The following is a 22,422-nucleotide window of genomic DNA, read 5'->3' as shown; positions in this document are numbered from 1 at the left end:
CGGCTCAAACCCCCTGGCTGCGCAACCAGCTCAACAGTTGCGGCAACGGCAACGCGCCGCTTTGCCGGGCCACTTCCCGACCGTTCCTGAACAGGATCAGGCTCGGAATCGAGCGGATGCCCAACTGGGCCGAGAGCTGCGGGTTGGCCTCGCTGTCGAGCTTGGCCAGTCGGCATTTGCCACTCAGTTGCGCGGCGGCCTGGGTAAAGATCGGCGCAAAGGATTTGCACGGTCCGCACCAGTCTGCCCACACATCCACCAGCAACGGCAGGTCGCCCTTGATCTGGCTGGCGTAGTCGCCCTGTTGCAGTTCGAAGGGTTTGCTCAGCAGTACTTCGGCCTTGCAGCGCCCGCACTTGGGCTGGTCGCCCAGGCGCTCGCCGGGAATGCGGTTGAGGCCGTTGCAGTGCGGGCAGGGGATCAGCAGTGGCTCGGACATGGATGGGCTCCGCAAGCAGGGTAGAGCACCCTAGATGGCGCCACCGAGAGTGAATATCAAGTCGGCGCGGCAGGTCTCGTCATGGCTTCATGTGCTGGGCGGTGCCAGATCGACGCTGACCAGACGGTCCATGGAGCGACCGATGTAAAAGGTGAAGGGCCGCCCCAGTTCCATGGCCATGCCCTCGCACCTGCCCATGAAGCCTATGTGCTGCAACGGGGAAATCTCCCCGTCCTCGTGGTACTGCAGGCCCAGGGAGCCGACGCTGAAACCGACGCGATCGGCCCGGCGATCCGCTCGCGTACCCCAGGAGGTCTTGATCGCGGACAGTTGGATGCGGTTGTCGAACAGCATCTGGTTGAGCGTGGGGTTGGCGAAAGTGATGTTGCCGAACAAGTACTGCGCCGGTTCGCGCTTGTTGTCTTTCCACTCCAGGTACACGTTGTAATCCCCTGTTCCGCTCCCAGCCTTGCTGCCCATCTGGCTGAACAGCATGCCCGGCGGCCGGAGCGTGGCCTGGTATTGGCAGAACGCCTCGTTGGGCGTGCCGGTGGCCGAGAGCTTGCCGCTGATCAACTCCTCCATCGAGTAGTGAAACAGCACATCGGCGTATTTCACCGGCTCCAGCGCCAGCGAGAAGCGCCGCGGCAAGGCCATGGCCCTTTTGCGGTACTCCGGATCGGTGTATTTCCCGGTTTGCGGGGCGATCTCCAGGACGGCTTCGAAGGTGCTGGCTGCGCGGGCCTCGACAATCTCGCTGAACAGCTCTCGCAGGCGTTGGCGCCGGGCTTCGGGCACGCCGCTGTCCAGGCTGATATGCAGTGTCTTGTCGTCCTTGCGGTCCATCTCCAGGCCGATGTCGTCGGCTTCGATACCGATTCCCGCGGCCATCCGGGTGATGGTCTCGGCGAAGTACGGCACGATCCGGGCCTGCTGGGGGTTACCCACTTCTTCCTGGAAATGCAGGGTGAGGTAGGTCTGCTTGCAGCCGGTCAGCATCAGCAGCAGGGCGGCAGCGTAGAGGCGTCGGTTCACTTGGGGTCCTTGTTGCGCATGGGGTTCAGCGGTAGTCGACGCGGGTCAAGCGATCCAGGGTCCGGCCCATTTGAAAGGTGAACGGCCGCCCCAGGGTCTGCATCTTCTGGTCGCACAGCGCTTGCAGCTGGTCTTTACGGGTGTCGAAAGGCAAGGCTGCGGTCAGGGTCTGGACGCCGATGGAGCCAATGACGATGGCGAATTCATCTAGGGGCACCGGGGCGGGTCGGGTGATTTTCGAGCTCGAAGGCCAGGCCTGGACGGTTTTGTCTTGCAGGTGCCGGTTCAGGTCCGGGTCAGCGAAATGCACCTTGAGCGCCACCTTGGCAATGCTCCCGCTGCGGGTCAGCAACGAAATCAGGCCGCGCTCGCTGTTGTCTTGTTCAAGGGCTTCGTAGCTGATCAGTTTCAAGGGCGTGGGCATCGCCAGGTGCGCGGTGATCTTGCAACTGACCGGGCCCTGGATTTCGCTTTCGTTGACAATCGCTTGCATGCTGTCCTCGTAGCTGCGGTCCAGCAGCATGTCGAACTGCGGGTCGAATTCCAGGGTGGCGTCGATGCGGTCCGGCAGGTCGCTGGTGCCGGACGGGGTGACCTTGGCGTGGGCGTTGTCCAGCTCCAGGCGCAGGTTCATCGAACTGGCCTGGCGTGCAGCGATGACCTGATCGAGGAGGGCCTTGAGGCTGCCCCGTTGTTCCGGGCTCAGGGAGTAGTCCACCAGGCGCAGGTGAATCACCTTGTCATCCTCCTTGTCGCGCTCCAGGGCGATGGCATCCGGGTCCAGGCCCTGGGTGCCGAGCGCCGTGTAGATGCTCTGCTTGTAGGCCTCGTGCACCAACTGGTCGGAGTACTGCGGGCCGGCCTTGGGGTCCGAGCGCACCGAATCCTGAAAGTGCAGGGTGGCGAAATCTTCCTTGCACCCGGTCAGGCCGATCAGCAGGGATAACAGCAGCAGGTAGCGACGTTTCATGGCGGACTCTTGCAGGGCATCGACGGGGAAGGGCTCGTGGCATGGGCGAGCGATGAAGGTGGCGGCCAGGCCGCCGACGGGTCACTGGGCCAGGCGATGCCCGTTGAGGCCGATGACCACGGCGAACTTCTTGGCGATCACCACTTCGGCCTGGTTGCTGTTGGCCAGGAAGCTCTCCATCGGGAAGGGGAATTCCACGGGAATCCCGGCGATCGACATGTGCTTTATCGACTGGACCTGCAGTTCCAGCCCGTCGCTTGCGGTGCCGCCACTGATCAGATAGACGCTGTCGCTGATCGGCTCGTAGGACATGCCGCCGCTGCCCTGGATACGTTGCAGGCTGGCAGTCTGCTTGGCCAGTTCGTCCTGTTCGGCCTGGGTCAGGGTGCGATGCGGTTTGCCGTGCAGGCGCAGGTCCTGCAGGTTCATGCGGTACTTGGCGCGGCGGCTTAAATAGGTGACGACCGATATCAGGGTGATGACGCCCAAAACCAGGGTGACCAGGGTGAGGAACAGGTTCATGCGCATCCTTGCAGGTACTGGAAATCAGGGGCGCGCATTATCCCTGTCCGTGAGTGGCGGGTCCATGCGCAATCGCTGGTTGAGCCAGTGGCGAGCAGCAAGCGCCCGTTCACCCTGTGGCAGGTTCGCAGGGTGACCGAGCACTCGGGGGTATCGATGGAAAGCGTCGTCCGATTCAGGACGAACAGCTGATTTCCAGGTGCTTGCCCCACTCCGGCGGACGTTCGGCGTAGCGCTCCATGCCGGCTTGTTCTTCGAAAGGCCGGCTCAGCACCTGGTGCAGGTGGCGTACTTCGCTGTAGTCCCCCGCCTCTGCGGCATCGATGGCTTGTTGCGCCAGGTAGTTGCGCAGGATGTACAGCGGGTTGACCGCATGCATGCGCTCCCGACGCAGGTCCTGGCCCTGGATCGGATCGCGGGCGACCCGTTCGCGGTACAGCCCGGCCCAGGCATCGAAGCCGCCGCGGTCGACGAAATCGTCCCGCAGCCGCGCCAGCGATTGTTCCGGGGCATCCTCCCCCAGGCGGCGGAAAAACAGGCTGTAGTCGACGCCGCTGTTCTGCATCAGTTGCAACAGGCGTTCCACCAGCTTCTGGTCGTCGTCCTCGGCCTGGGTGAAGCCCAGGCGTCGGCGCATCAGGTCCAGGTAATGGGCCTGGTACAGGGGCAGGAACAGGCCGAGGCTTTCCCGCAGCGCTTCGACGCTGATGAACGGCGTCAGGGCCTGGGCCAGGGCGCTGAGGTTCCACTGGCCGATGGGCACCTGGTTGCTGAAGGAGTAGCGCCCCTGGTCGTCGGAGTGGTTGCAGATGAAGTGGGCGTCGAAATCGTCGAGGAAGGCGAAGGGGCCGAAGTCGAAGGTGATGCCCAGGATCGACATGTTGTCGGTGTTCATCACTCCGTGGCAAAAACCGTAGGCCTGCCATCTGGCAATCAGCTCGGCATTGCGCTCGACGATCTCGCGAAACATCGCCAGGTAGGGCTCAGGCTGTTCCAGGCACTCGGGGAAATGCAGGGCCAGCACATGCTCCCCCAGCTGCTTCTGCTGCTCGGGTTTCTTGGTGTAGTAGAAATACTCGAAATGGCCGAAGCGGATATGGCTGGGCGCCAAGCGCAGCACCATGGCCCCACGCTCCTGCTTCTCGCGCCATACCGGGGTGTCCGAACCGATCACGCACAGGGCGCGGCTGCTGGGAATGCCCAGGGCATGCAGGGCCTCGGAGGCGAGGAATTCGCGGATCGACGAACGCAGCACCGCGCGGCCATCGCCCATGCGCGAGTAAGGCGTCTGGCCAGCGCCCTTCAGGTGCAGGTCCCAGTGTTCTCCCGCCTGGTTGTAGACCTCGCCCAGCAACAGCCCGCGGCCGTCCCCCAGCTGCGGGTTGTAGGCGCCGAACTGGTGCCCGGAGTAGATCATTGCCCGGGGCTCGGCCTCGGCCCACAGCTTGTGCCCGCCGAACAGCTCGGCGAATACCGGGCTTTGGGCCTCGGCGGGGTCCAGGTCCAGCAGGGCCATGGCGGCCGGGCTGGCCACCACCAGGCGAGGGTTGTCCAGGGGGTCGGGCAGCACGTGGGTCGAGAAGGCATCGCCCAGGCGGGCAAAACGATTGTCGAAGGTCAGTTCGTCGAGGGCTTTCAACGGCCATCTCCCAGCAGAATGTCCGAGTATTCTGCTGGGCAAAGCCGCGTGAGTCGAGTTCGTCCGGCGGCTACTGCGCCGGTGTGTCGGGCGCCGGTGGCTGCTGGGGCTTTTCCGGGCCGATGGGCACCATCTTGTATTCCTGGCCCTGGAGGTTCTTGAGGTAGACCTCCATCTGCCGGAACGAGATGTTGATGTGATGCTTCTTGAACTCGCGGCTGATGAAGCGGTTGACCTCGTCAATCACCGGGTTGCGATCGCCCAGCTCGCGTACGTGCATGCGCAGCTCGTGGTCCAGGGTGCTTTCGCCGAAGTTGAGGAAGTACACCTGGGGCTCCGGTTCCTTGAGCACCCGTGGGTTCTCCCGGGCGGCCTTGAGCAGCAGTTCCTTGACCAGGTCCAGGTCCGAGCCGTAGTCGACACCGAGCTTGAGGGTCACGCGGGTGATGGTGTCGGTCAGCGACCAGTTGATCAGTTGCCCGGTGATGAACGTCTGGTTGGGGACAATGATGTCCTTGCGGTCGAAGTCGGTGATGGTGGTGGCGCGGATACGGATTCGGCTCACCGTGCCCGAGAGGTTGCCGATGGTGATGGTGTCGCCGATCCGTACCGGGCGCTCGAACAGGATGATGATGCCGGAGATGAAGTTGGCGAAGATCGCCTGCATGCCGAAACCCAGGCCCACGGACAAGGCGGCCACCAGCCACTGCAACTTGTCCCAGCTGACCCCGAGCGTCGACAGGGTGGTGACGAAACCAATCCCGGCAATGGCATAGGACAGCAGGGTGGTGGTGGCGTAGGCGCTGCCCTGGGCCAGGTTCAGCTTGGACAGTACCAGCACCTCCAGCAGGCCCGGCAGGTTGCGCGCCAGGGCGAAGGTGATGCCGACGATGATCAGAGCCCCGAGCAAGTCGCCGATGCTGATGGGCACCATGCTCATGTTGGCGCCGGTGCCGCTGGTGTATTCGTACAGGGTCACCCGGTCCAGGTAGGAGAACACCGAGATCAGGTCGGACCAGACCCAGTACAGGGCGAGCATGAAGGCGCCCAGCAGGGCCAGGCGGATCAGGCGCAGGGACTGTTCGTTGACCTTCTCGATGTCCATGGTCGGTTCTTCGACCACGACTTCGCCGCTTTCCCCGGCCTCCTTGGCCGCCTGGCGCTTGCTCAGGGCGCGCTGGTAGGCCAGGCGCCGCGCAGCCACGGCCAGGCCGCGCACGAAGGTGGCCTCGACCACCAGCCACAGCATCAGCAGGTACAGGGTATTGATCAGGCGGTCGCTGAGTTTCAGCGCGGTGTAGTAGAAGCCGAAGCACACGGCGATGAACAAGGCGATCGGCAGCAGGGTGAACAGCAGTCCCACGGCCTTGCGAAACAGCGACGCGTTCTCGTGGGTCGGGCTGCTGAGCAGTAGGCGGCCGAGCAGCCAGGCCATCAGGGCGTAGCAGGTGAGTACCACGGCAATGCCCAGCACATCTTCGGCCAGGGCCGCCGGTTGCAGCTCGGCCACGGTGACCACCGCCACCAGGGCCAGGACCACCAGCCCCAGGCGGCGGATCCAGCCCCGCAGGAACTCCACCTGGGGTTTCTCCCAGCGAAAGTGCAGTTCGGCCACGCCGCCGGGGGCCAGGATCCGATAAGCGGTGTAGAACACCAGCCAGGCCTGGGCGATCTGCAGCAGCGCCGCGCCCAAGGTGGCGTTCTGCCCTCGGGCATCGATTTGCAGCGCATAACCGCACAAGGCCAGGGCCAGGGCCAGGGGCATCGCCAGCAGGATGTTGACCAGGATCGCCAGCGGCGTATGCCACTGGCTGTCACGCTTGAAGTGGCCGATGTCCTTGTGCACCTTGCTCAGGCGCGCATAGAGGCTCTTGCGGCGCCACAGCAGGGCGCCGATCAACAGCAGCAGGGGCAGGAACAGCAAGGGCTGCTGGACCAGCGCGTCGATCAGCTCGCTGAAGCTCGAGGCCCAGGGCAGCGTCGTGACCTGGATCTGCAGGCGCTCTGGCACCTCGCGCAGCCATGTGGTGTCCAGTGGCTTGTTGCTGGGGATCCAGAACATCTGCTCGTCGAGGGTGGCCCGCAAGGTCTGGGTCGTGCTGAGCAACTGCTTCTGGTTCAGTTGCAGGGTGATGGACTCGTTGAGCAGCGCGCTCAGTTCGCGGTTCAGGCGCTCCAGCAGGTCGACCCGGGTATTGGCCAGTTCGAGCAGGGTCTTGCGCAACTGCGGGGTGACCTGCTCGGCCGGCTGGCTCTTGAGCAGGTTGTCGACATAGGTACTGGGGCTGCTGAGCAGCTCTCGCTGCTGGCTGAGTTCGAGCTGGTAAAGACGGATATCGGCGATGTTGTTGGCCAGGTCGCGGTCGACCTTCAGGCGTGGCAGGGCCTGTTTCTGTTTGTAGAGAATCTTGGACAGCAGCAGGCTGCCCTTGAGCACGCTGATCTGTTCGTCGAGGGCGGCGGCGACCTGGGTCACGTTGTCCAGTTGCTGCTTGGTCTGCAGGTTGCGCTGGGTCTGCTCGTTGAGACGGTCGGTGCACTCGAGCAGGTAATCGGAAAACTTGAGGTTGTTGGCGCTTTCGGTGGCCAACAGACTGCTGCCGCCGGCCTTCTGGGCTTCGATGGACTGCTGGGTGACAGTTTCCTGGGACTGGGCCAGGCGCTTCTGGTTGATCAGGGTCTGCAGGTCCTGGGTTTCCTGTTCCAGGCGTGCAATTTTTTCCACCAGCAGGTCGTGCTGGCTACTGCCCAGGTCCTGTAGCTGGCTGTTGCCTGCCAGCTCCTGGCGGCGCAACGGAATCAGCGCATTGATCGCCGCCAGCTCGGCATTGAGCAGGTTGCGCTGATCGCTGCTCAACAGCTTGCCGTTGTCCTTGCCGGCCTTGAGGATGGCGTTGATCTGCAGGATTCGCATCTGGCCGTTGCTGATGTCCGCCTGGGCCCGTTCGGGGCGGGTCTGGGCGCTGATGGTCAGGCTGTTGGCCTGGGCCAGGGCCTTTTGCAGCTCGCCCTGGGTTCCGGTGCGTTCGGCCAGCAGCTGCTCCAGCTGAGCCACGCTCAGCGAGGCATAGCGCTGGGTGACCGGTACGACCTTGCTGGCCTTGAGGCGTGCCAGTTCACGCTGGTTTTCCAGGGTCTGGCGCGGGGCGTTGCTCAGCTGCTGCTTGAGCTCCGGTAGCCGCTGCTCGTAGTCCTGCAGGTTGGCCAGCTGGTTCAGGGTGTTCTGCAGCAGGGTCTGCAGGGCCTTCTGATCGACCTCCGACAGTTTGCGCTCGGCGATCTTGTCCAGGCTTTGCTGGACCGCCTCGGCGCTGGGCGGATCGCCGGCTTGTGCCGTGCCGATGGAAAGACTCAGGGCCAGCAGGGCAATCGCGAAAAGTTTATGCAGGGTCGGCATAGAGATCGGTCGAACAAGTAGGAATAGGGGGGCGGGCTGGCCGGAGCCCGCCGCGCTTGCGAGTTTAGAGGAAGAGTCCGGGGCCGGGGCGACTTCCTTCGGGGAATCTGACGCCGACTTTGCCGATCTTGTTCCCGTCCATCACCGCGACGGTCCAGGTGGTGTTGTTCCACTCCACCTGATCGCCCACCACGGGAGCGCCTCCCACCTTCTGGGCGATGAACGCCGCCAGCGGCATGTCCGCGTCCTGGCCGTCGAGCTTGAGCCCGTAGAGCGCCGAGACCGCGCCCAGCTGGGCGTCGCCTTCGAGCACGAAGTCGCCGAAGAAGCGCAGGTCCAGGCCGCGTTCCGGTGCCTGGCTGAAGAGCTTGCCCAGGGCCGGGAGGTTGTGTTCATGGCCTATCACGCACAGCAGGTCGTCGGCCTCCAGCACCGTACTACCCGACGGATGGAGCAGTTGCTGGCCGCGAAACAGGGCGGCGATGCGTGTGCCCTCGGGCATCTTTAATTCGCGCAGAGCGGCGCCGATGCACCATTTTTCCGCGCCCAGGCGGTAGACGAACAGCTCCCACTCGCTGGTGACATGGACTTCCAGGGCGGCCCGGGAAACCGGCGCCGGCTCCGGCGGAACCGTGACCTTCAGCCACTTGGCCACCCACGGCAGGCTGGTGCCCTGCAGCAGCAGCGAGATCAGCACGATGAAGAACGCCAGGTTGAAATACAGCTGGGCGTTGGGCAGTCCGGCCATCAACGGGAACACGGCCAGAATGATCGGCACCGCGCCCCGCAGCCCGACCCAGGAAATGAAGGCCTTCTCCCGGCCGTGGAAGGCCTTGAACGGCAGCAGCCCCACCAGCACCGACAGAGGGCGGGCGAACAGGATCATCCACAGCGCCAGGCCCAGGGCCGGCAAGGCGATGGGCAGCAGGTCATGGGGAGTGACCAGCAGCCCCAGCACCAGGAACATGCCGATCTGGGCCAGCCAGGCCATGCCATCGAGCATGTGCAGGATGCCGTGGCGGCTGCGTACCGGCCGGTTGCCGATCACCAGCCCGCACAGGTACACCGCGAGGAAACCGCTGCCGTGCAGGGCGTTGGTCAGGGCGAAGACCACCAGCCCGCCGGCGATCACCAGGATCGGGTACAGGCCGTTGGCCAGATGGATGCGGTTGACCAGCTGCAGCATCAGCCAGCCGCCGCCAAGGCCGATCACCGCGCCGATGCCGAACTCGCGGATCAGCTCCACCAGCAAGCTGAAGTGCAGGCCGGTATGGCCATTGGCGAGCATGTCGATCAGGGTCACGGTGAGGAACACCGCCATCGGATCGTTGCTGCCGGACTCGATTTCCAGGCTCGCGGTCACCCTTTCGTTGAGCCCCTTGCCTCCCAGCAGCGAAAACACCGCCGCCGCGTCGGTGGAGCCAACGATGGCGCCGATCAGCAGGCCCTGGATCAGGTTCAGGTCGAACAGCCAGGCGGCCGCCATGCCGGTCAGCCCGGTGGTGATCAGCACCCCGACCGTGGCCAGGGACAACGCCGGCCACAGGGCCACGCGAAAGCTCGCGACCCGGGTGCGCAGGCCGCCGTCCAGGAGGATCACGGCCAGGGCCAGGTTGCCCACCAGGTAGGCGGTCGGGTAGTTGTCGAAGATGATGCCGCCGCCGTCGACGCCGGCACTCATGCCCACGGCGAGGATGATCACCAGGATCGGGATGCCCAGGCGCGAAGACAGTGAACTGACCAGGATGCTCGCACCCACCAGCAACGCGCCGATCAAGAACAGGCTGTTGATGGTCGTCGCATTCAAAGGCAGTACTCCAGAGCGGAAAAGGCGGGCGCGAACTGACCATGCAGTCTGCGTGCCAGCGATTCTAACCTGCTGAAATGTGCCGCTGTCAAAAGCTTTTCATGACAGCGGCGCAGACCCCGGCGGACGGTATCCGTCGGGGTTTTTACCAGGTCCGGGCGGGCCTTCAGAGGTTGAAGCGGGCGACCATGTTGTTGAGGTCCACGGCCAGGCGCGACAGCTCGTTGCTGGCTGCACTGGTCTGGTTGGCGCCGGTGGCCGACTGCACCGACAAGTCGCGGATGTTCACCAGGTTGCGATCCACCTCGCGGGCCACCTGGGCCTGTTCTTCGGCGGCGCTGGCGATCACCAGGTTGCGCTCGTTGATCTCGATGATGGCGGTGTTGATGGTGTCCAGGGACAGGCCGGCGCCCCGGGCGATGTTCAAGGTCGACTCGGCGCGCTCGGTGCTGTTGCGCATGGAGTCCACGGCCTGTTCGGTGCCGTTCTGGATACTGCCGATCATGCGTTCGATTTCGCTGGTGGACTGCTGGGTGCGGTGGGCCAGGGCGCGGACTTCGTCGGCAACCACGGCGAAGCCACGTCCGGCTTCGCCTGCACGGGCAGCCTCGATGGCGGCGTTGAGGGCCAGCAGGTTGGTCTGGTCGGCCAGGCCGCGGATCACGTCCAGGACCTTGCCGATGTCCCGGGATTCATTGGCCAGGTCGCCGATCAGGCTGGCGGTGCCCTGCACGTCGGCGCTCATGCGCTCGATGGCGGACACGGTTTCCTGCACCAGGTCACGGCCGTCGCCGGCAGAGGAGGTGGCGTTCTTCGAGGCTTCGGAGGTGCTGACGGCGTTGCGGGCCACCTCTTCCACGGCGCTGGTCATTTCGTTGACGGCGGTGGCGGCCTGTTCGATCTCGTTGTTCTGCTGGGTCAGGCCACGAGCACTTTCCTCGGTGACACTGTTGAGTTCCTCGGCGGCCGAGGCCAGTTGGGTGGCGGAACCTGAGATGTGCTGCAGGGTGTCGCGCAGTTTTTCCTGCATCTTGGCCATGGCCCGCAGCAGGCGCCCGGCTTCATCGCTGCCGTCGGCCTGGACCGGTCGAGTCAGGTTGCCTTCGGCGATTTCTTCGGCGGCCTCCAGGGCCTTGGCGATCGGCTGGGTGATGCTGCGGGTCAGCAGCCAGGCGAACAGCAGGGTCAGGCCGGTGGCCAGGAGCAGCAGTACCACCACCAGCTTGACGGCGGCCGAATACTGCTCGGCAGCCTGGCGGTTGGTGTCCAGGGTCTGCTGGGTGTTGATCTCCATCAGCCGATTGAGCACGGCGTTGACCGCCTCGGAGTTGTTCAGCAGATCGGTGTTGAGCAGGTTGCGCAGCTCATCCACCTGGTTGTTGCGCGACAGGCTCTTCATCCGTTCTTCGATCTGCCGGTACTGGCCCAGCAACTGGATGTACTGGTCGTAGGCGGCTTTTTCCTCCGGGCTGGTGATGAGCTTCTCGTAGGTGGTCTGGGCGCTGCGGATCTGCTGGTTGCGCATGTCCAGCAGGTCCATGGTCTTTTGCTGGACATCCGGCTCACGGTTCACCAGCAGGCGATAGGACAGCACCCGCAGGCGCAGGGTCAGCTGGGTGAACTCGTCGAGGCTCTGGATGCTCGGCACGCTGCTCAGGGTGATGTCTTCGGCAGCACCTCGGATCTTGCCCATCTGGTTCAGGGCGAAAACCCCGAGGATCAGCATCAAGCCGCCGATCATGGCAAAACCGAGGAAGGCCCGCGGAGCGATATTCATATTACGAAGGGACATGATAGGTACCAGGAAGAGCGCATCCATGCGGGGCTTGAGACTGATCTACCGTGACTTATCGGTCGTACGACTAAAGTCTTGAGTCCTGATTGGATTCAGCCGGTTGAATCTGCCGCGCATTGGCCTTTCGCTGGTGGATCGCTGCAGCCCCGGCCGGGAAACCGGGCGCAGGGCTGGAGGTGCCGGAGTCAGAGGCGGAATTGGCTGACGATGACGTTCAGGTCCACGGCCAGGCGCGCCAGCTCGTTGCTGGCGGCGCTGGTCTGGTGAGCGCCGGTGGCCGACTGCGCCGACAAACCGCGAATGTTCACCAGGTTGCGATCCACCTCGCGGGCCACCTGGGCCTGTTCTTCGGCGGCGCTGGCGATCACCAGGTTGCGCTCGTTGATCTCGATGATGGCGGTGTTGATGGTGTCCAGGGACAGGCCGGCGCCCCGGGCGATGTTCAAGGTCGACTCGGCGCGCTCGGTGCTGTTGCGCATGGAGTCCACGGCCTGTTCGGTGCCGTTCTGGATGCTGCCGATCATGCGTTCGATTTCGCTGGTGGACTGCTGGGTGCGGTGGGCCAGGGCGCGGACTTCGTCGGCAACCACGGCGAAGCCACGTCCGGCTTCGCCTGCACGGGCAGCCTCGATGGCGGCGTTGAGGGCCAGCAGGTTGGTCTGGTCGGCCAGGCCGCGGATCACGTCCAGGACCTTGCCGATGTCCCGGGATTCATTGGCCAGGTCGCCGATCAGGCTGGCGGTGCCCTGCACGTCGGCGCTCATGCGCTCGATGGCGGACACGGTTTCCTGCACCAGGTCACGGCCGTCGCCGGCAGAGGAGGTGGCGTTCTTCGAGGCTTCGGAGGTGCTGACGGCGTTGCGGGCCACCTCTTCCACGGCGCTGGTCATTTCGTTGACGGCGGTGGCGGCCTGTTCGATCTCGTTGTTCTGTTGGGTCAGGCCACGAGCACTTTCCTCGGTGACACTGTTGAGTTCCTCGGCGGCCGAGGCCAGTTGGGTGGCGGAACCTGAGATGTGCTGCAGGGTGTCGCGCAGTTTTTCCTGCATCTTGGCCATGGCCCGCAGCAGGCGCCCGGCTTCATCGCTGCCGTCGGCCTGGACCGGTCGAGTCAGGTTGCCTTCGGCGATTTCTTCGGCAGCCTCCAGGGCCTTGGCAATCGGCTGGGTGATGCTGCGGGTCAGCAGCCAGGCGAACAGCAGGGTCAGGCCGCTGGCCAGTAGCAGCAACGCGACGACCCGCTCGAAGGCGCTGCGGTACTGCTCGGCGGCCTCCCGGGCAGCGGCGGTCGAATAACGAGTGTTGATTTCCAGCAGCCGGTTGAGGGTGGCGTTGATCTGTTCGGCGTTGTCCATCAACTGGTCATTGAGCAGCGCTTGCATGGGCTCCAGTTGGCCCTGGCGGGACAGTTCGATCAACTGGCTTTCCAGCTGGCGATGGCGGGTCAGGCTCTTGATGTAGTCGGCGTAGGCCGCACGCTCCTCGGGGAGACTGATCAAGGCCTCGTAGACCGGGCGGATCTGGTCGATCTTCTGGTTGCGTTCGAGGATGGCCTCCTGGGTCCTTTGTTGCGCCTCGGGGTCGCGATTGACCAGCAGGCGGTAGGCATGGACTCGCAAGCGCAGGCTCAGCTGGGTGAAGTCATCGACACTCTTGATGCTGGGGATGGTGTCCTGGGTGATTCGTTCGGTAGCCGCGTGGATCTTGCCCATCTGATTCAGGGCAAAGACGCCGAGGAACAGCATCAGGCAGCCGATCAGGGCAAACCCGAGGAAAGCTCGCGGGGCGATGTTCATGGTGCGCAGGGACATTGTTCTCACCTGTGTGAAGCGCGCGTGGCGCCGTGGGGATGGGCATGCACCCGGGCTATCGCATTGGAAAAAGGCTTCTTGAATCGCCAGGAGTGGTTTCAGAAATTTCCACTGGCTTGTGCGACTTTTCGGGAAAAGTCCGAGCGTCCGACGGGGCGTCAGGAACCCCAGGGGAGAATGGCAGTCTCTAGCTGCTCTTGTGGAAGGGTCATCGCCAGTAAAATCAAGGCTTTGCGCCTGGATAACCCTGGCATCCAGGGTGACTTTTCTTTATCGTACGCGCCCTTTGCAAACAGCCCGGAAGATCAACATGTTGGAAGCATCCCTCAGCCAATTGGAACAGCTGGTCAGCGACCTGGTGGTACAGAACCAGGAACTGCTCGACACGAACGAAACCCTCAAGACTCAACTGGCCCAGGCCAAGGATGAGAACGAAAGCCTGCAACTGAACCTGATGGAGCAGGAAGAAAAGCACGGCGCCACGGCCGCCCGCATCCAGGCCCTGGTTGAGCGCGTTACTGCGAGCCCGGCCAACCCATGAAACATCACATCGATGGGGTGAGGGTGGTCTCGATCCTCGGTGAGGACTATTCGCTCAAGGCTCCGACCGGTCAGGAACAGGTCCTGATGGACGCGGTGCAGATGCTCCAGGCCGCCCTGGCCGATACCAAGAAGAAGTTCCCCACCCTGATTGGCGAGCGCCTGCTGGTGCTGGCGGCGATGAACCTGTGCTCGCAACAGATCGAGATGAAAAAGCAGCACGAGCAGGAGCTCGAGCGCTATCAGGAACAAGTGAGTGCCACGGTCGAAGTGATCGCCAAGACCATCCAACAGAATTGATGGATTTGCGTACAGTCTCGCGGTAATAGGTTGGACAATCATTTGTAATGTTTGTATACAACCTTCCGCGGCTGGCGCGGTATCTCAGCCTCTTATACCAATAAGAAAGAGGTGATCCATGCAATTCTGGCGACGCAGCATTCAATGGCAGCTGATTCTCGGCATGGGCTCGGCCCTGCTGGCCAGCCTGCTGGTGGTGGTAGCCCTCTACTCCGCGCTGATCAATCACCTGACCCACAGCTACCTGCTGGACAAGGCGCTGCCCGCGAGTATCGAGGCCATGCGCAACGACATCGAACGCATCCTCGCCCAACCCCTGACGGTAGCCCACGACCTTGCCGGCAATGGCCTGCTGCGCGATTGGCTGGCGGCCGGAGAAGACCCGGCCCAGGCGCCGGCCTTCATCGATTACCTGGAAGGCGTCCGCGCGCAAAACCAGGCATTCACCACCCTGATGGTGAGCACGGCCAGTGGCCGCTATTACAGTGAAAAAGGCCTGGACCGCACCCTTAGCCGCTCCAACCCGAAAGATGCCTGGTTCTACCACTTCATCGACAGCGACCAGCCGCGACTGATCAACATCGACACCGACGTAGCCTCGGGCGAATTGGCCATGTTCATCGATATGCAGGTCAAGAAAGACGGCAAGCTGGTGGGCGTGGCGGGGCTCGGGCTGAGCATGCAGGCGCTGTCACGGCTGATCCACGATTTCAGCTTCGGTGAGCACGGCAAGGTCTACCTGGTGCGTACCGATGGCCTGATTCAGGTTCATCCCGAGGCGCAGTTGAGCGGCAAGCGCCAACTGGCCGAGCAGGTCGGCCCGGCGGCGGCCCAGGCCCTGATGGGGCGCGAGGGCTTGACCAGCCGCCCGTTTGAACGCGACGGCGAGGCATACCTGGCCCTGAGCCTGCCGCTGCGCGCAATGGACTGGTCGCTGGTGGCGGAGGTGCCCGAGGCGCAGATCTACGCCGATGCCCGACGGACGCTGTGGCTGACCACTGGCATCGGCCTGGCAATCGCCGTGCTGTGCCTGCTGCTGATCGTGCTGCTGGCGCGCGGCCTGGTGCGTCCGATTCGGCAGGTCACGGCGGGCCTGGTGGCGATTGGCAGTGGCGGCGGCGACCTGACCCAGCGCCTGGATGCCGATCGTGCCGACGAGCTGGGCGACCTGGCCCGGGGGTTCAACCGGTTTCTGGACAGCCAGCGCGGGATGCTGGGCGAGGTGCTGGCCACGACGGAGCGCTTGCGGGTGTCGGTAGGCCAGGTGGCCGCTGTGGTGCAGAACACTGCCGAGCGCTCTGGCCGGCAACAGGAGATGACCGACATGGTAGCGACCGCCGTGCATGAGATGGGCCTGACGGTCCAGGACATTGCCCGCAATGCCGGGCAGGCGGCCCAGGCTTCCCAGGCGGCTCGGGACGAAGCCCTGCAAGCTCGGGAAGTGGTGGGCGGCTCGATTCGCCACATCGAGGGCATGTCCGGGGAAATTGCCCAGGCCGCCGGGGCGGTGGGTGAGCTGGCACAGCAGGTGGCTTCCATCGACCAGGTGCTGGCGGTGATTCGCGGGGTGTCCGAACAGACCAACCTGCTGGCCCTCAATGCCGCCATCGAGGCCGCGCGTGCCGGGGAGCTGGGCCGCGGTTTTGCCGTGGTGGCCGACGAGGTGCGCACCCTGGCCCAGCGCACCCAGGCATCCACCGATGAAATCCGGCAGATGATCCTGAGCCTCAAGCAAGGGGCCGAGAATGCCGTGTCCTCGATGCAGGCCGGGCAGGCGGCGACCGGTACCGGGGTCGAATCCAGCCAGCGTACCGGGGCCTCGCTGGCCGCGATCACCGGGCAGGTGGAACACATCAGCGACATGAACCAGCAAGTGGCCGCTGCCACTGAAGAGCAGTCGGCGGTCACCGAGGAGATCAACCGCAATGTCCAGGGTATTTCCGACCTGGCCCGGGCCACGGCGGCGGAGGTGCAGGCCTGCCGCAAAGACTGCCTGACCCTGCAGCACCTGGCCGAGGACCTGGCGCGACAGGTCGGGGGATTCAAGTTGGAGTGAGGTGTGGTCGGGGACGTGGGCGGCTCAGAACCACTCGTCGCGCATCGCCAAACAGGTGTCGTCCCGGGCTTCCAGCAGGGTCAGTTCATGCTGGCATCCCGGCACTTCCCAGGTGAGGAAGTAGCGTGCAGCCTGCAGCTTGCCCCGGTAGAAGTCCCGATCCGCCGCTTCGTCCCGGGCCAGCCCTTCTTCGGCGCGGATCGCCTGCTCCAGCCAGCGCCAGCCGATCACCGCATGGCCGAAGGCCTTGAGGTACAGCGCCGAGTTGGCCAGGGTCGCGCTGACCTTGCCGGCGGCCAGGTCGCCCAACAGGCCCAGGGTTACCGCTTGCAGGCGCGCCACCAACTGCTCCAGGGGCTGGCGCAGGGCATCGAGCGAGGGATGGGCCCGGGAGCGTTCGCCGGTCTCGGCGATCAGGCGGATCAGGCGCTTGAGCCCGGCGCCGCCATTCTGTGCCAGTTTGCGCCCCAGCAAGTCCAGGGACTGGATGCCGTGGGTGCCCTCATGGATCGGGTTCAGGCGATTGTCGCGGTAGTACTGCTCCACGGGGTACTCGCGGGTGTACCCGTGGCCGCCGAGGATCTGGATCGCCAGTTCGTTGGCCTTGAGGCAGAACTCCGAAGGCCAGGACTTGACGATCGGAGTCAGCAAATCCAGCAGCTCGTGGGCCTGCTGGCGCCCGGCCTCGTCCTCCAGGGTGGTGGTGTCGTCGAATAGCCGGGCCGCATACAGACCCAGGTCGAAGGCACCTTCGACGTAGGATTTCTGGGTCAGCAGCATGCGCCGGACATCGGCGTGCTGGATGATCGAGACCTGTGGCGAGCTCGGGTCCTTGCCATCTGGCAGGCGTCCCTGGGGACGCTCGCGGGCGTACTCCAGGGAGTACAGGTAGCCGGCGTAGCCGAGCATTACCGCACCCATGCCGACGCCGATGCGCGCCTCGTTCATCATCTGGAACATGTAGGACAGGCCCGCATGGGGTTTGCCCACCAGATAGCCGACACATTCCCCGTTATCGCCGAAGTTGAGCGCAGTGGAGGTAGTGCCGCGATAACCCATCTTGTGGAACAGGCCGGCCAGCAGTACGTCGTTGCGCGAGCCCAGGGTGCCGTCGGTGTTGACCAGGAACTTGGGCACGATGAACAGCGAGATGCCCTTCACCCCGGGTGGTGCATCCGGCAGCTTGGCCAGCACCATGTGCACGATGTTCTGGGCCAGCGGGTGGTCGCCACCGGAAATGAAGATCTTGTTGCCCTTGATTCGATAGCTGCCGTCGCCGGCCGGTTCGGCGCGGGTGCGGATGTCCGACAGCGAGGAGCCGGCATGGGGTTCGGTCAGGGCCATGGTGCCGAAGAAACGGCCGTCGATCATCGGTTGCAGGAAGCGCTGTTTCTGTTCTTCGCTGCCGAAACTCTCGATCAGGTTGGCCGCGCCCATGGTCAGGAACGGGTAGGCGGAACTGCCGACGTTGGCTGCCTGGAAGTGGGCGAAGCAGGCTTGGGACAACAGGGTTGGCAGTTGCATGCCCCCGGCTTCGAAGCTGCGAGCGGCATTGAGGAAGCCGGCTTCGAGGAAGGCATCCACCGCGGGTTTGACCTCGGGGATCAGCACGGCCTGGCCGTTTTCATAACGTGGTTCGTGTTCGTCGCCCTTGCGGTTGTGCGGGGCGAAGTACTTCTCGGCGATGTTGCGGGCGGTGCCCAGGGCCGCGTCGAAGGTCTCGCGGTTGTGCTCGGCAAACCGTTCGCGTTGGGTCAGGCCCTCGGCATCGAGCACCTCGTACAGTTCAAAAGCCAGATTGCGGGAACTGAGCAAGGTCTCGGACATGGCGGCTTACCTGTTGATTTGGGGTGGGCCGAGTCTAGATGCGTGAATGAAGGCTGGATAGCAAGATTGATGGGCGTGATGAAGCAGGAGAAATGCAAGCTCAAGCAGCAAGCCAGAGCCAGAAGCAAAAACGGCAAGCAAAGGCTGTTGCCCCTGCTTGCCGCTTGTAGCTTGCCGCTTGAGGCTGCTCTTAACCGATGGTCATCAGGCTGGCGTTGCCGCCGGCCGCCGCGGTGTTGACGCTCAAGGCGCGTTCGATCACCAGGCGCTCCAGGGCGATCGTCGTTTCGCCCTGGGACAGGCCCTGGACGCCGATGATCGCGCCGGCACGCTGGGCGATCTGCTGGCAGACGCTGCGCAGCTGGTCGGAGTCGCCGTGGTGCAGGACCGCGTCGAATACCGCTTCATCCTTGGTCCAGTCGGCCACCCGCTTGATACGAGCCTGGACTTCCTTGGGCAGGCGGCTGAACAGTGCCTTGGACACGGCATTTTCCGGCCATACCGCCGAACCGCCGACGGCCAGTACCGCTGCCAGCTGCGTCAACAGGTCGGCTTCGATGTCCGCCAGGCACAGGACGTGCTCGCGCGGCAGGATGGCGTAGCTGTTGCGCTCGCCGGTCGGGCCAGCCAGTTGTCGGGTGATGCCGCTCTGCGACTGCCCGGCGAACTGTTTGCACAGGGCCGAGAGCTCCGCCAGCTTGGCGCTGTCGGCCCAGGCTTGCAGGGCGCCCAGGGGCTTGAGCAGCGTTTCGCGCAGGCGCAGGTCCGGGGCGCTGATGGCGTCGGCACGGCCGAAGGACTGTTCGATGGCATCCACCGGCCGGGTCGACAGCAGGCGGTACAGGTACAGCGGGCCACCGGCTTTCGGGCCGGTGCCCGACAGGCCTTCGCCACCGAATGGCTGCACGCCGACCACGGCGCCGACGATGTTGCGGTTCACGTACATGTTGCCGGCGTTGACGTTGTCCACCACCTTGGCGATGGTCTCGTCGATCCGGGTGTGCACGCCCAGGGTCAGGCCGTAGCCGGAGGCGTTGATCTGGGCGATCAGCTGGTCGATGTCCTTGCGCTTGTAGCGCACCACGTGCAGGACCGGGCCAAAGATCTCGCGCTGCAGTTCATCGAAGCTTTCCAGTTCGATCAGGGTCGGCATGACGAAGGTGCCACGCTTGATTTCCTCGCCTTCGGCGATGGCCACCTGGTAGACGCTGCGACCTTTGTCGCGCATGCCCTGGATGTGCTTCTCGATGCCGGCCTTGGCTTCGGCGTCGATCACCGGGCCAATGTCCACGGCCAGGCGCTCGGGGTTGCCCAGGCGGTTTTCGGCCATGGCGCCCTTGAGCATCTCGATCACGCGGTCGGCGGAGTCTTCCTGCAGGCACAGCACGCGCAGGGCCGAGCAACGCTGGCCGGCGCTATCGAAGGCCGAGGAGACGACGTCGATCACCACCTGCTCGGTCAGGGCCGAGGAGTCGACGATCATCGCGTTCTGGCCACCGGTCTCGGCGATCAGCGGGATTGGCCGGCCCTGGTTGTCCAGGCGGCCGGCGATGTTGCGTTGCAGCAAGCGCGCCACTTCGGTGGAACCGGTGAACATCACGCCCTTGACCCGCTCGTCACCGACCAGGCCGGCGCCGACGGTTTCACCGCGGCCTGGCAGCAGTTGCAGCACGCCTTCGGGGATACCGGCTTCGAGCATCAGGCGCACGGCCTGGGCGGCCACCAGCGGAGTCTGCTCGGCCGGCTTGGCCAGCACCGGGTTGCCGGCAGCCAGGGCTGCGGCAACCTGGCCACTGAAGATCGCCAGCGGGAAGTTCCACGGGCTGATGCACACCACCGGGCCCAGTGGGCGGTGGGCGTCGTTGGTGAAGTCATTGCGGGCCTGCACCGCGTAGTAGCGCAGGAAGTCCACGGCCTCGCGCACTTCGGCGATGGCATTGGCGAACGTCTTGCCAGCTTCGCGGACCAGCAGGCCCATCAGCGGTTGGATCTCGCCTTCCATCAGGTCGGCTGCGCGTTCCAGGATCGCGGCGCGCTCGGCGGGCGGGGTGGCCTGCCAGATCGGCGCGGCGTTCAGAGCGCACTGGATGGCGTTGTCGACGTCAACGACGGTGGCTTCCTGGACATGACCGACCACATCGCGGTGGTCGGATGGGTTGAGCACTGGTGCCGGGGTTTCGTCGCTGGACGGGCAGCCGAGCAGCGGGGCGGCCTTCCAGTTGTTATGGGCAGTGGCCAGCAGCGCGCAGGACAGCGAGGCCAGGCGATGTTCGTTGGCCATGTCGATGCCGGCCGAGTTGGCGCGGTCGGCGCCGTACAGGTCACGCGGCAGCGCGATGCGAGGGTGCGGCAAGCCGAGGCCGCCTTCCAGGGTGGCCATCTGCTCGATCTGGCTCACCGGGTCGGCCACCAGTTCCTGGATCGAGATCGACTGGTCGGCGATGCGGTTGACGAAGGACGTGTTGGCGCCGTTTTCCAGCAACCGGCGGACCAGGTAGGCCAGCAGGGTTTCGTGGGTGCCAACCGGCGCGTACACGCGGCATGGGCGGTTCAGCTTGCCATCGGCGACCTTGCCCACCACTTGTTCGTACAGCGGCTCGCCCATGCCGTGCAGGCACTGGAACTCGTACTGGCCGGGGTAATAGTTCTGACCGGCGATATGGTAGATGGCCGACAGAGTGTGGGCGTTGTGGGTGGCGAACTGCGGGTAGATGACTTCCGGCACCGACAGCAGCTTGCGCGCGCAGGCGATGTAGGAAACGTCGGTGTACACCTTGCGGGTGTAGACCGGATAGCCTTCCAGGCCCTCGACCTGGGCGCGCTTGATCTCGCTGTCCCAGTACGCGCCCTTCACCAGGCGGATCATCAGGCGATGGCGGCTGCGGCGAGCCAGGTCGATGACGTAGTCGATCACGTACGGGCAGCGCTTCTGGTAGGCCTGGATCACGAAGCCGATACCGTTCCAGCCGGTCAGCTGCGGTTCGAAGCACAGGCGCTCGAGCAGGTCCAGCGACAGCTCCAGGCGGTCGGCCTCCTCGGCGTCGATGTTCAGGCCGATATCGTACTGCTTGGCCAGCAGGGTCAGGGACAGCAGGCGCGGGTACAGCTCTTCCATCACGCGCTCGTACTGGGCGCGGCTGTAGCGCGGGTGCAGGGCCGACAGCTTGATCGAGATGCCCGGGCCTTCATAGATGCCACGGCCGTGGGAGGCCTTGCCGATGGAGTGGATGGCCTGCTCGTAGGACGCGAGGTATTTCTGCGCGTCGTGCTCGGTCAGTGCCGCTTCGCCGAGCATGTCGTAGGAGTAGCGGAAGCCCTTGGCTTCGAACTTGCTCGCATTGGCCAGGGCTTCGGCGATGGTCTCGCCGGTGACGAACTGCTCGCCCATCAGGCGCATGGCCATGTCCACGCCCTTGCGGATCATCGGCTCGCCGCTCTTGCCGATGATGCGGCTCAGGGAGGAGGTCAGGCCGGCCTCGTTGTGGGTCGACACCAGCTTGCCGGTGAGCAGCAGGCCCCAGGTGGCGGCGTTGACGAACAGCGACGGGCTGTTGCCCAGGTGCGGCTGCCAGTTGCCGGTGCTGATCTTGTCGCGGATCAGCGCGTCGCGGGTGCCCTTGTCCGGGATGCGCAGCAGCGCTTCGGCCAGGCACATCAGGGCCACGCCTTCCTGGGACGACAGGGAGAACTCCTGCAGCAGGCCCTGGACGATACCGGCGCGGCCACCGGCGCTCTTCTGGTTGCGCAGTTTCTCGGCGATGGAGGCGGCCAGCTTGTTGGCGGCTTCGGCGGTGCCGGCGGGCAGGCGGGCCTGCTCCAGCAGCATCGGCACCACTTCCGGTTCCGGGCGACGGTAGGCGGCGGTGATGGAGGCACGCAGTACCGATTGCGGCAGGATGCTCTCGGCAAATTCGAGGAAGCATTGGTGAGCATGGTCGGTGATCACGTCACCGGCGTCATCGCCGTCTCTGGCAATGGCGTTGCTCAGCTCGGTCAGGGTTGCACCACCCTCGAGTTTTTCCAGGTAATTGAAAATTGCCTGCTTGATCAGCCAGTGCGGGGTCCGATCAATCGAGGCCGCGGCCGCCTTGAGACGTTCGCGGGTAGGGTCGTCGAGTTTGACCCCTAGGGTGGTGGTAGCCATATTTTTATCCTCATGTTTGCCACGCGGGTGTGGCATCAGCTGGCGGCAAGATTATCCGCGAGCTGAAATAGGTGCAACCGGGTGCAACCCATTTTTACCTGGAAAAAACTGCAGCTTGTCAGGAATAAAATTCCGCCACA

14 protein-coding genes and 3 pseudogenes are annotated in these 22,422 nt (G+C 64.4%); 4 read left to right on the top strand and 13 right to left on the bottom strand.

Annotation, left to right across the window (positions count from 1 at the left end; translation table 11 throughout):
- Window positions 1-4 precede the first annotated feature (4 nt).
- The 11 genes and pseudogenes from trxC to LGQ10_RS31580 all read right to left on the bottom strand — a co-directional run.
- A complete protein-coding gene (gene trxC / locus LGQ10_RS16685) occupies window positions 5-439 on the bottom strand; it encodes a thioredoxin TrxC (RefSeq protein WP_226522608.1) in 435 nt (144 codons plus the stop codon).
- Window positions 440-526: 87 nt separating this feature from the next.
- Window positions 527-1,474 carry a hypothetical protein gene (locus LGQ10_RS16680; RefSeq protein ID WP_226522607.1) on the bottom strand — a complete coding sequence of 316 codons (948 nt, stop codon included), beginning with the start codon at window positions 1,472-1,474 and terminating at the stop codon, window positions 527-529.
- Window positions 1,475-1,499: 25 nt separating this feature from the next.
- Complete coding sequence (locus tag LGQ10_RS16675; protein WP_226522606.1) at window positions 1,500-2,444, bottom strand: hypothetical protein; 945 nt, start codon at window positions 2,442-2,444, stop codon at window positions 1,500-1,502.
- A gap of 81 nt (window positions 2,445-2,525) precedes the next feature.
- Complete coding sequence (locus tag LGQ10_RS16670; protein ID WP_058437193.1) at window positions 2,526-2,966, bottom strand: IgaA/UmoB family intracellular growth attenuator; 441 nt, start codon at window positions 2,964-2,966, stop codon at window positions 2,526-2,528.
- A 175-nt stretch (window positions 2,967-3,141) separates the two neighbouring features.
- Window positions 3,142-4,605: a protein adenylyltransferase SelO gene (gene selO, locus LGQ10_RS16665; RefSeq protein ID WP_226522605.1), complete on the bottom strand. Its 1,464-nt coding sequence runs from the start codon at window positions 4,603-4,605 to the stop codon at window positions 3,142-3,144.
- Between the two features lie 70 nt (window positions 4,606-4,675).
- Window positions 4,676-8,002: a mechanosensitive channel MscK gene (gene mscK / locus LGQ10_RS16660; protein WP_058435744.1), complete on the bottom strand. Its 3,327-nt coding sequence runs from the start codon at window positions 8,000-8,002 to the stop codon at window positions 4,676-4,678.
- Between the two features lie 64 nt (window positions 8,003-8,066).
- Window positions 8,067-9,809, bottom strand: coding sequence for a potassium/proton antiporter (locus LGQ10_RS16655; protein ID WP_226522604.1), 1,743 nt, complete (start codon window positions 9,807-9,809; stop codon window positions 8,067-8,069).
- 166 nt (window positions 9,810-9,975) lie between these two features.
- The gene (locus LGQ10_RS31595) at window positions 9,976-10,839 is read right to left on the bottom strand and encodes a methyl-accepting chemotaxis protein (protein WP_413247628.1); all 864 of its coding nucleotides are present in this window, start codon (window positions 10,837-10,839) and stop codon (window positions 9,976-9,978) included.
- Window positions 10,831-11,586 (bottom strand): annotated as a pseudogene (locus LGQ10_RS31590) (MCP four helix bundle domain-containing protein); the annotation flags it as partial. The pseudogene LGQ10_RS31590 and the gene LGQ10_RS31595, both read right to left, overlap by 9 nt.
- Window positions 11,587-11,789: 203 nt before the next feature.
- Window positions 11,790-12,653, bottom strand: coding sequence for a methyl-accepting chemotaxis protein (locus LGQ10_RS31585; RefSeq protein WP_413247627.1), 864 nt, complete (start codon window positions 12,651-12,653; stop codon window positions 11,790-11,792).
- Window positions 12,645-13,400 (bottom strand): annotated as a pseudogene (locus tag LGQ10_RS31580) (MCP four helix bundle domain-containing protein); the annotation flags it as partial. The pseudogene LGQ10_RS31580 and the gene LGQ10_RS31585, both read right to left, overlap by 9 nt.
- 325 nt (window positions 13,401-13,725) lie before the next feature.
- Here LGQ10_RS31580 and LGQ10_RS16640 point away from each other — a divergent pair.
- The 4 genes and pseudogenes from LGQ10_RS16640 to LGQ10_RS31570 all read left to right on the top strand — a co-directional run bounded on the left by LGQ10_RS16640 (window position 13,726) and on the right by LGQ10_RS31570 (window position 16,311).
- Complete coding sequence (locus LGQ10_RS16640; protein WP_058437158.1) at window positions 13,726-13,956, top strand: hypothetical protein; 231 nt, start codon at window positions 13,726-13,728, stop codon at window positions 13,954-13,956.
- On the top strand, window positions 13,953-14,255 hold the full coding sequence (locus tag LGQ10_RS16635; RefSeq protein WP_226522601.1) for a cell division protein ZapA: 303 nt from the start codon (window positions 13,953-13,955) through the stop codon (window positions 14,253-14,255). Before LGQ10_RS16640 ends, LGQ10_RS16635 begins: the two co-directional genes overlap by 4 nt.
- Window positions 14,256-14,373: 118 nt before the next feature.
- Window positions 14,374-15,444: pseudogene (locus LGQ10_RS31575) on the top strand (cache domain-containing protein); the annotation flags it as partial.
- Window positions 15,445-15,465: 21 nt separating this feature from the next.
- Window positions 15,466-16,311, top strand: a complete 846-nt coding sequence (locus LGQ10_RS31570) for a methyl-accepting chemotaxis protein (RefSeq protein WP_413247626.1) — start codon at window positions 15,466-15,468, stop codon at window positions 16,309-16,311.
- A gap of 24 nt (window positions 16,312-16,335) precedes the next feature.
- Here LGQ10_RS31570 and LGQ10_RS16625 read toward each other — a convergent pair whose 3' ends face one another.
- Both LGQ10_RS16625 and putA read right to left on the bottom strand, forming a co-directional pair.
- Window positions 16,336-18,138, bottom strand: a complete 1,803-nt coding sequence (locus LGQ10_RS16625) for an acyl-CoA dehydrogenase (RefSeq protein WP_226522599.1) — start codon at window positions 18,136-18,138, stop codon at window positions 16,336-16,338.
- Window positions 18,139-18,328: 190 nt separating this feature from the next.
- Window positions 18,329-22,282: a trifunctional transcriptional regulator/proline dehydrogenase/L-glutamate gamma-semialdehyde dehydrogenase gene (putA, locus tag LGQ10_RS16620; protein ID WP_226522598.1), complete on the bottom strand. Its 3,954-nt coding sequence runs from the start codon at window positions 22,280-22,282 to the stop codon at window positions 18,329-18,331.
- Window positions 22,283-22,422: the final 140 nt, after the last annotated feature.

Source organism: Pseudomonas sp. L5B5 (assembly GCF_020520285.1).
Lineage (GTDB): Bacteria > Pseudomonadota > Gammaproteobacteria > Pseudomonadales > Pseudomonadaceae > Aquipseudomonas.
The sequence above is the reverse complement of the archived record's forward strand: the minus strand, read 5'-3'. Positions and strand labels throughout refer to the sequence as shown.

What these genes read in the sequence shown, in the direction of transcription:
- LGQ10_RS31595 (WP_413247628.1), bottom strand. Translation starts at nt 10,839, where the DNA reads ATGCAGGAAAAACTGCGCGACACCCTGCAGCACATCTCAGGTTCCGCC.
- LGQ10_RS31585 (WP_413247627.1), bottom strand. Translation starts at nt 12,653, where the DNA reads ATGCAGGAAAAACTGCGCGACACCCTGCAGCACATCTCAGGTTCCGCC.
- LGQ10_RS16635 (WP_226522601.1), top strand. Translation starts at nt 13,953, where the DNA reads ATGAAACATCACATCGATGGGGTGAGGGTGGTCTCGATCCTCGGTGAG.
- LGQ10_RS16670 (WP_058437193.1), bottom strand. Translation starts at nt 2,966, where the DNA reads ATGAACCTGTTCCTCACCCTGGTCACCCTGGTTTTGGGCGTCATCACC.
- mscK (WP_058435744.1), bottom strand. Translation starts at nt 8,002, where the DNA reads ATGCCGACCCTGCATAAACTTTTCGCGATTGCCCTGCTGGCCCTGAGT.
- LGQ10_RS16625 (WP_226522599.1), bottom strand. Translation starts at nt 18,138, where the DNA reads ATGTCCGAGACCTTGCTCAGTTCCCGCAATCTGGCTTTTGAACTGTAC.
- LGQ10_RS31570 (WP_413247626.1), top strand. Translation starts at nt 15,466, where the DNA reads ATGCTGGGCGAGGTGCTGGCCACGACGGAGCGCTTGCGGGTGTCGGTA.
- LGQ10_RS16640 (WP_058437158.1), top strand. Translation starts at nt 13,726, where the DNA reads ATGTTGGAAGCATCCCTCAGCCAATTGGAACAGCTGGTCAGCGACCTG.
- trxC (WP_226522608.1), bottom strand. Translation starts at nt 439, where the DNA reads ATGTCCGAGCCACTGCTGATCCCCTGCCCGCACTGCAACGGCCTCAAC.
- putA (WP_226522598.1), bottom strand. Translation starts at nt 22,282, where the DNA reads ATGGCTACCACCACCCTAGGGGTCAAACTCGACGACCCTACCCGCGAA.
- LGQ10_RS16675 (WP_226522606.1), bottom strand. Translation starts at nt 2,444, where the DNA reads ATGAAACGTCGCTACCTGCTGCTGTTATCCCTGCTGATCGGCCTGACC.